General features: G+C 31.3%; 7 protein-coding genes and 1 rRNA gene. 2 read left to right on the forward strand and 6 right to left on the reverse strand.

The annotated features are described in order from the left end of the window. Positions 1-256: 256 nt before the first annotated feature. The 6 genes from rny to rpmI all read right to left on the reverse strand — a co-directional run bounded on the left by rny (position 257) and on the right by rpmI (position 6,791). Positions 257-1,918: a ribonuclease Y gene (gene rny, locus QOR43_RS08320; RefSeq protein WP_265135041.1), complete on the reverse strand. Its 1,662-nt coding sequence runs from the start codon at positions 1,916-1,918 to the stop codon at positions 257-259. Between the two features lie 2 nt (positions 1,919-1,920). Beyond that, complete coding sequence (locus tag QOR43_RS08325; RefSeq protein ID WP_265135042.1) at positions 1,921-2,463, reverse strand: 5-formyltetrahydrofolate cyclo-ligase; 543 nt, start codon at positions 2,461-2,463, stop codon at positions 1,921-1,923. Between the two features lie 280 nt (positions 2,464-2,743). Next, positions 2,744-5,149 (reverse strand): phenylalanine--tRNA ligase subunit beta, encoded by a 2,406-nt coding sequence (pheT, locus tag QOR43_RS08330; protein ID WP_265135043.1) that lies wholly within the window; start codon positions 5,147-5,149, stop codon positions 2,744-2,746. Positions 5,150-5,168: 19 nt separating this feature from the next. Then, on the reverse strand, positions 5,169-6,200 hold the full coding sequence (pheS, locus tag QOR43_RS08335) for a phenylalanine--tRNA ligase subunit alpha (protein WP_265135044.1): 1,032 nt from the start codon (positions 6,198-6,200) through the stop codon (positions 5,169-5,171). Position 6,201: 1 nt separating this feature from the next. Then, positions 6,202-6,555 carry a 50S ribosomal protein L20 gene (gene rplT / locus QOR43_RS08340; RefSeq protein ID WP_265135045.1) on the reverse strand — a complete coding sequence of 118 codons (354 nt, stop codon included), beginning with the start codon at positions 6,553-6,555 and terminating at the stop codon, positions 6,202-6,204. A gap of 29 nt (positions 6,556-6,584) precedes the next feature. After that, positions 6,585-6,791, reverse strand: a complete 207-nt coding sequence (rpmI, locus tag QOR43_RS08345; RefSeq protein ID WP_265135046.1) for a 50S ribosomal protein L35 — start codon at positions 6,789-6,791, stop codon at positions 6,585-6,587. 300 nt (positions 6,792-7,091) lie between these two features. On the opposite strand from rpmI, the gene QOR43_RS08640 reads away from it, so the two are divergent. Both QOR43_RS08640 and QOR43_RS08350 read left to right on the forward strand, forming a co-directional pair. Further along, positions 7,092-7,337 carry an IS1 family transposase gene (locus tag QOR43_RS08640; protein WP_425609147.1) on the forward strand — a complete coding sequence of 82 codons (246 nt, stop codon included), beginning with the start codon at positions 7,092-7,094 and terminating at the stop codon, positions 7,335-7,337. A 347-nt stretch (positions 7,338-7,684) separates the two neighbouring features. Further along, positions 7,685-7,767, forward strand: a 16S ribosomal RNA gene (locus QOR43_RS08350); the annotation flags it as partial.

Consider the following 7,767-nt stretch of genomic DNA (forward strand, 5'->3'; position numbering starts at 1 on the left):
GTTTCTTTAACAGCTCTTTTAATTCTTCCGTATTCTCTTTTATTAACTCTCTTTTTACTCTCTTCATATTAATTATTATACATCAGTTTTGGTATTATCTATTACCTTCATATCTATTACCCTCATATCTATTATCTTCATAAGGGTTATTATATCATTGTTTTGGTATTAGTTGTTATATTTTTCTTTGTGTTTTTATTTGCAGCTATACTTGGAATGAAAAGTTAAAAAGGAAGGCAAAAGCCTTCCTATGATATTATTTTGCCAGTTCTACAAATCTTGATTCTCTTATTGTAACTACTTTTATCTGTCCGGGGAATTCTACTTCTTTTTCTATTCTTTTTGCTATCTCTTTTGTTAATAAATAAGCTTCATCATCTGTGAGTTTTTCTGCATTTACTATAACCCTTACTTCTCTTCCTGCCTGTATAGCAAAAGATTTTTCTACATGTTCAAACGAGTTAACAATAGCTTCTATTTTTTCAAGTCTGTTAATGTAAGATTGTAATACTTCTCTTCTGGCTCCGGGTCTTGCGGCAGATAGAGCATCTGCTGCTGCTACAAGCACTGCTTCCGGATATCTTGCCGGTTCATCATTATGATGGTATAGGATAGCATTTATAACAACATCCGGCTCTCCATATCTTTTTGCTATTTCTGCTCCAACCTTAGAATGGGAACCTCCTACTTCGTGAGATACAGCTTTTCCTATATCGTGCATCAATCCTCCTCTTCTTGCAGCCTTTTCATCAAGTCCAAGCATTGCCGCCATCATACCTGCAAGATATGCAACCTCTTTTGTATGGAGTAATACATTTTGGGTATAAGATGTTCTATAATTTAATTTTCCTATATAGTAATATAACTCAGGATGAACATCTGTAATACCAAGCTCTAAGCATGTATCTTCTCCGAGTTTTCTGATATGGGCATCCATCTCTTCTTTAACTTTTTCAACAACTTCTTCTATTCTTCCTGGATGAATTCTTCCATCTGCTATCAATCTTTCAAGGGCTATTTTTGCTATCTCCCTTCTTAGTGGGTCAAAAGATGAGATTGTTACTATATCCGGTGTATCATCTATAATTAAATCTACACCGGTTGCCATCTCAAATGCTCTTATATTTCTTCCTTCCCTTCCTATAATTCTTCCTTTTATATCATTACTTGGTAAATCAACAACAGAAACTGTATAAGATGTAGTTACTTCCGGAGCTAATCTTTGTATAGCAGTTACCAATTGCCATTTTGCTTCTTTTTCTGCATTTTTTCTTGCTTCTTCTTCTATCTCTTTTGCAATTTTTGCTGCTTCAAGTTTAGCTTCTTCTTCTACTTTTTTTAATATCTCTGCTTTAGCTTCTTCTTTTGTCATACTTGCTATTCTTTGAAGTTCAAGCATATATTGCTCTTCTGCTAATTTTAATTTTTTCTCCTTTTCTTCTATTTGCTTTTGAAGTTCCTTTATTTCGGCTTCAAGTTTGGCAAGTTCTGCTGATTTTTTCTCTATCTCTTCTTCTTTATGTTCTATTCTTGCAAGTCTTTTCTCAAGTTGGGCTTCTTTTGAGATTAATGTTTTTTCAAGGTTTTGAAGTTCTTCTCTTTGGGCTCTTAACTCTTTTTCAAGCTCTTGTTTTCTTTTGAATAACTCTTTTTCTATAATTAATTCTTGTTGTTGTTTTAAATTTTCTGCCTCTTTTTTTGCATCTTCTAATAATCTTTTTGCATCTTTTTCTGCTTCTTTAATAATATACTGGGCTTTTTCCTGAGCTTCTTTCTCATACTGCTCTTTTTTTTCTAAAACTTTTTGATACTCAACCTCTTTTTCTTTTAATTTTTTTTCTACTAATATTTTTGCTGCCGTAAAACCGGCTCCTGAACCTGCAATTAATGTAACTGCTCCTATTATTAATTCATTCATCTTTATCTTTCCTCCTTTTTAATAATTTTTGTAGGTGTGATTATAATATCAACAGGTATATCATGTTGCTCTGAATGTATTTTGTCAAGAATTTGAAAATCGTAGGCAAAGCCTATTTTCAATGCATCGGTTTTTGGTAAAAATCTATCATAATATCCTTTCCCATAACCGAGTCTGTATCCATGTTTATCAAATGCTACTGCCGGAACTACTACAATATCAATTAATTTTGGATTAAATGGTTCTCCTACAGGTTCTTTTATACCTGCATAACCATCTTTTAAATTTGATAAATCTTTGATAGATACAGGATATAAATCTTTTCCTTTAACTACTGGAAGTAAAATAATTTTTTTACCAATAAGATTTTGGATGATAGGTAATGTATCTACCTCATTTTTATGAGGATAATAGAACATTATAGATTTGGCATTTTTTACAACAGGCAAAGATAAAAACTTTTCACCAATTTTTTCAGAATCTTCTTTGACTTTTTTATAACTTTCTCTTTCTTTTAAAAGCTTTGCTCTGTAATAATTTTTCAACTACAACCTCCGGAATTTTTCCGGAAGGTCAGCACTGATAAATACCCGCGAAGGCCGACAGGATGGCAAGCTGTACTCTGGGTTCTACCCAATAGGTGGGTGCTCGCACTATGCTCTCCATACGAGCTTCCGCCATGGAGCTACCGGAGAAACATAGAATATAGAGCTCCCTTTTGCTTGCTTATAGCCCAGAAAATCTATGACATCCTTATCACACCCCGCAGGCTTATATCGTATTCATTTAATATATATATATTAAAAATCTTTTCATTTTCAGTGCTTAACCTTCCCTTAATTTAGCATTAAACCTTTCTTTAAAATCTTCAACAATTTTACCAACATAGCTATTTATATCTTCATCGGATAAACTTCTATCTTTTGCTCTAAAAGATAGATTAAATGCAACACTTTTCTTATTTTCATCAATATAATAAATATCAAAAACTCTCACTTCTTCTATAAGCTCATAACTTCTTAAAGCTTTAATTAATTTATCCAATTCTAAATCTTCTTCAACTATAAATGCTAAATCTCTGTAAACTGCCGGATACTTAGGAAGTTCTTTAAATATTACAGGCTCTTTGTTTTTATAAGCTGTAAAAAGATAACCATCTTTTAACTTTTCTTCATTTATATTTCTTGGAACATAAAATAGTTTTAGCTCTGCAATAAATGTATCTTTTGGAATTTCAAGAATATCGCTTTTTTCAGGGTCAATTTTACCAAAATATCCGATTTCCTGATTATTTAAAATTATTTTTGCAGATTGATATTTATGCAAGAAAGGAATATCTGCCGGTATAAAATCAATATTTTTAAAGCCAATAGATTTGAGATAGCTTTCAATAACACCTTTAAATGATAAAAATCCCCATTTTTTTGTTGTTGAAAAATGATATTTACCTTTTGTAAAGCTAAATCCTTTTACATAATCTCCAACTGCCAATAATCCAACCCTTATCTCTTCATGATTCTCAAAAAATGCAGAAGATATTTCAAATATAGATAAATCTTTAATATTATGCCTTAAATTTTCCTGTAATGTATTTATTAGAGATACTGCAAGATTATCTCTCATAATACTTTGGGTTTTTAAAAGATAGTTAGATATCTCTATGTTTGGTTTATTTAAACCAAGGATATTATAAATTTCTTCTGAAACAAAGGTATAATTTACAACCTCATTAAAACCATTATCTTTGAAAAATTCCCTTGTTTTTTTGAAAAATTTATAATCCTCAGAAAGTGAAAAATTATCAAGGGGAATATGTGGCATTGATGGTAAAAAGCTATCATAACCTTTTATTCTGGCTATTTCTTCAACTATATCTATCTCTCTTTCAAGGTCATAACTTCTAAATGATGGGATATAAACATTAATTTTATTGTTTTCTTTTTCTGCATTTATTTGAAGTCTATTTAAGATAGATATAATCTCATCTTCTTCTATCTTTTCCCCAAGAATTTTTTGTATAAATTCAGGTCTAACAACTACTTTCTTTGGAATATAAGGTCTGTGATATATATCCTTGGCTGCAATGACTTCACCACCGGCTAAATCTAAAATCATATTTACAGCTTTATTTTGAGCATTTTCAAGAGCTTGTATATCAACACCTCTTTCAAATCTATAAGAAGAGTCTGTTGATATTGATAATCTTTTTGCTGTTTTTCTAACAAAAAATCTATCAAAATTTGCTGCTTCAAGAAGTATATTTTTACTATCTTCTGTAATTTTGCTGTTATCTGCTCCAATAACACCGGCAATAGCCAATATCTTTTCTTTATCTGCGATAACTATATCATCTTTTGAAAGCTCTCTTTCTATACCATCTAAGCATAAAACCTTTTCACCATCTTTTGCTTGTCTGATATAAACAGCTCCATCTATTTTATCAAAATCAAAAGCATGTAAAGGTTGCCCTTCTTGAAGTAGTATATAATTTGTAATATCAACGATGTTGTTAATAACAGAAGCACCGGATTTGATAAGTTTTAATCTAATATCAAGTGGTGATTGTTTAACCAAAACATTTTTTATTAAAACAGCCCTATATCTGTAAGTTTTGTCTGTAAGAAGTTCTATATCAATATCCGAAGAAATACAATTTATATCAACCTTTTTATCTTTAAATGAAAGATTGAATATTGCAGATATTTCCCGAGCCAATCCTTTAACGCTTAAAGCATCTCCTCTGTTTGGGGTTATCTCTATCTCAAATATATCATCTTCGCCAAGGGTAAGTATCTTGTTTGCATCAACACCGATAGGTGTATCTTCATCTAATAAAAATATTCCTTCTGAGCTTTCTTCTATTCCAAGCTCTTGCAGGGATAAAAACATTCCCTCTGACTCAAAAGAGCCAAATTTTACCTTTTTTATTTCTTTATCACCGATAACAGCACCGATTTTAGCAAGAATAACAACTGCATCTTTTTTTACATTATCTGCACCGGTTATAACCTGATATTCTCTTTCTCCATCTGTAGCTTTACATATAAAAAGTTTATCTCTTTCAGGATGTTTTTCTACTGATAATATTTTTACGGTTATTATGTTTGGAATATATTTTCCAAATTTATAGCTGACGGTTTCTATACCGGATATATTTAATTTTTCGGCAACTTCCTTTGCAGGCAAATCTATATCTACAAACTCTTTTATCCATGAATAAGCTACTTTCATTATGGTTGCTCCGGTTTTACTATATTCCTCTAAATTGTGTATTAAATCTCATATCATTTGTAAATAATATTCTTATATCGGTTATTTTATATCTTAGCATTGCTATTCTTTCTATTCCAAGACCGAAAGCAAAACCGGAATATTTTTCGCTATCTATTCCTACTGCTTCAAAAACCTTAGGGTCAACCATTCCACATCCCAGTATTTCAAGCCAGCCTGTATTTTTACAAACCCTACATCCAACACCACCACAAACGGTGCATCCTATATCCACTTCTGCTGATGGCTCTGTAAATGGAAAATAGCTTGGTCTGTATCTTATAGGTATATTTTTACCAAAGACCATTTCAAGAAATATCTTTAATGTTGCTTTAAGATGTTTAAAATTAACATTTTCATCTACAAGTAATCCTTCTATCTGATGAAACATAGGAGAGTGGGTAGGGTCTGCATCTTTTCTGTAAACTCTTCCCGGTGCTACAACTGCAATCGGTGGTTTTTGAGATAACATTGTTCTAATTTGAACCGGCGATGTATGGGTTCTAAGAAGCATACCGTTATTTAGATAAAATGTATCTTGCATATCCCTTGCAGGATGGTTCTCAGGTATATTTAACATTGTAAAATTATAATCTTCATACTCTATCTCAGGTCCGGAAGCTACAGAAAATCCCATAGAAACAAAAATATCAGTTATTTCTACAAGTGTAGCTATTACCGGATGGGATGCTCCTGCTTCTATCCATGAAGAAGGAAGTGTAATATCTATTTTTTCTTTCTTTAAGGTTTCAGCTATTAAAGATTTTTTAACTATCTCTTCTTTTTCTTTAATTAGCTCTTCTATCTGCTCTTTAATAGAGTTGGCAATTTTACCTATCTCTTTTCTTTCTTCCGGCTGTAAAGAGCCAAGAGTTTTTAAAACAGAAGTTATAACCCCTTTTTTGCCAAGAAAATGGACTCTAATATTATTTAACTCTTCAAGAGTTTTAGCTTCATTTATAGCTTTATAAGCTTCTTCTTTTGCAGATAGGAGCTGAGCTTTTAAATCCATTTTATGCCGCTAATGCATTTTTTGCAGTTTCTGCTAATTTTGCAAAAGCATCTGCATCATTAACAGCCAAATCAGCTAAAATCTTTCTATCAAGCTCAATACCGGCTTTCTTTAATCCATTCATAAATTTACTATAAGAAAGTCCGTTTAATCTTGCTGCTGCATTTATTCTTGTTATCCATAATGCTCTCATCTGTCTTTTTCTGTCTCTTCTGTCCCTATAAGCATATTGGAGAGAATGGATTACCTGTTCTTTTGCTTTTCTATAACTTCTTCTCTTTTGGCCATAATAGCCCTTAGCCATTTTTAAAATCTTTTTCTTATGTTTCTTAGATGATGGTCCTTTTACTCTCATTTTTAATAACCTCCTATTGTTTTTAAGATTTAAACATCATTTGGCAATAAAGCTTTTACTTTATGCTCTAAATTCTCAGGAACATATTGTGGTCTTCTTCCCTGTCTTTTTCTTTTGGAAGATTTCTTTGTGTTATAGTGAGATACACCGCCTTTTGTGTATTTTATTTTACCACTACCGGTGATTTTAAATCTTTTTGCTGCAGTCCTATTTGTTTTCATTTTAACCTTTGCCATGATTTCCTCCTAAAATAAATTTTTAGAAAAATTTTTATAAAACAGAACGAATATTATATCATAAATTTAAATATTGATTATTAACTGATGAAATCGAGGATAGTTTTATCCCAAAATAGCTAAAAATTATGATAAAATAGAAATTATGAAGAAGAGAGGTAGACCCAGAAAATATCAAGATAATATAAAGTGTCCAGAATGTGGTTCTAATTGTGTAAAGAAAGGTAATGAAAAATGTTATTGATATGAAATTGTAGAATAAGGAAAAATTTTTGTTAAAATCTACTGGCTAAATTACAATTGTTAAAAGAATATCATACAGACGGATACCGTATATATAAATCTTGGTTAAATAGGAAACAACATAAAATAAGTAAATTCAGGAAAAGCAACAGGAATAAAGGGTTGCATTCAAAATTAAGAGATAGATTAAAAAGACTACAAAGGAAAACAAAAGGATATAGTAAAAACATTAATGCATTGAGATATGCATTAGCTATTGTTTTTAGCCTTACTAATATTCCAACTGGTTTTAGCTACCTTTAGATAGGAATACCACCCCGCTCCTAAAAGCTATTGACAAAAGAGAAATAAAGAATATAATATTTATCCCTAAAAAGTTGAAAATGGAATAAGATAAAAAGCTATTGACAAAAGAAAAAAAGAGTGTATAATATATATCTGCTTTTTGAAACTGAATAAGAAACAGTTGACAAAAGAAAAAAGAAGATATATGATATATATCCATTTTGTGAAAAGAATTAAGCAAAAGTAAAAGCTGCTTGACAAAAATTTAAAACTGTGTTAAACTGATTATCTGTCTGTTTTAATCGGTTGAGGTAAAGGCTACTTGGCAGTTGAATAGGAGAACTAAGTGCCACCAGGATAAGATTCCTTTGGAGAGTTTGATCCTGGCTCAGCGCGAACGTTGGCGGCGTGCCTAACACATGCAAGTCGTGGGGCAGCAGGCCTTACC

It is taken from the genome of Venenivibrio stagnispumantis (genome assembly GCF_900182795.1).
Taxonomy (GTDB): Bacteria; Aquificota; Aquificia; order Aquificales; family Hydrogenothermaceae; genus Venenivibrio; species Venenivibrio stagnispumantis.

Coding starts and splice junctions, on each gene's coding strand:
- rny (WP_265135041.1), bottom strand. CDS start 1,918: ATGAATGAATTAATAATAGGAGCAGTTACATTAATTGCAGGTTCAGGA.
- pheT (WP_265135043.1), bottom strand. CDS start 5,149: ATGAAAGTAGCTTATTCATGGATAAAAGAGTTTGTAGATATAGATTTG.
- pheS (WP_265135044.1), bottom strand. CDS start 6,200: ATGGATTTAAAAGCTCAGCTCCTATCTGCAAAAGAAGAAGCTTATAAA.
- rplT (WP_265135045.1), bottom strand. CDS start 6,555: ATGAGAGTAAAAGGACCATCATCTAAGAAACATAAGAAAAAGATTTTA.
- rpmI (WP_265135046.1), bottom strand. CDS start 6,791: ATGGCAAAGGTTAAAATGAAAACAAATAGGACTGCAGCAAAAAGATTT.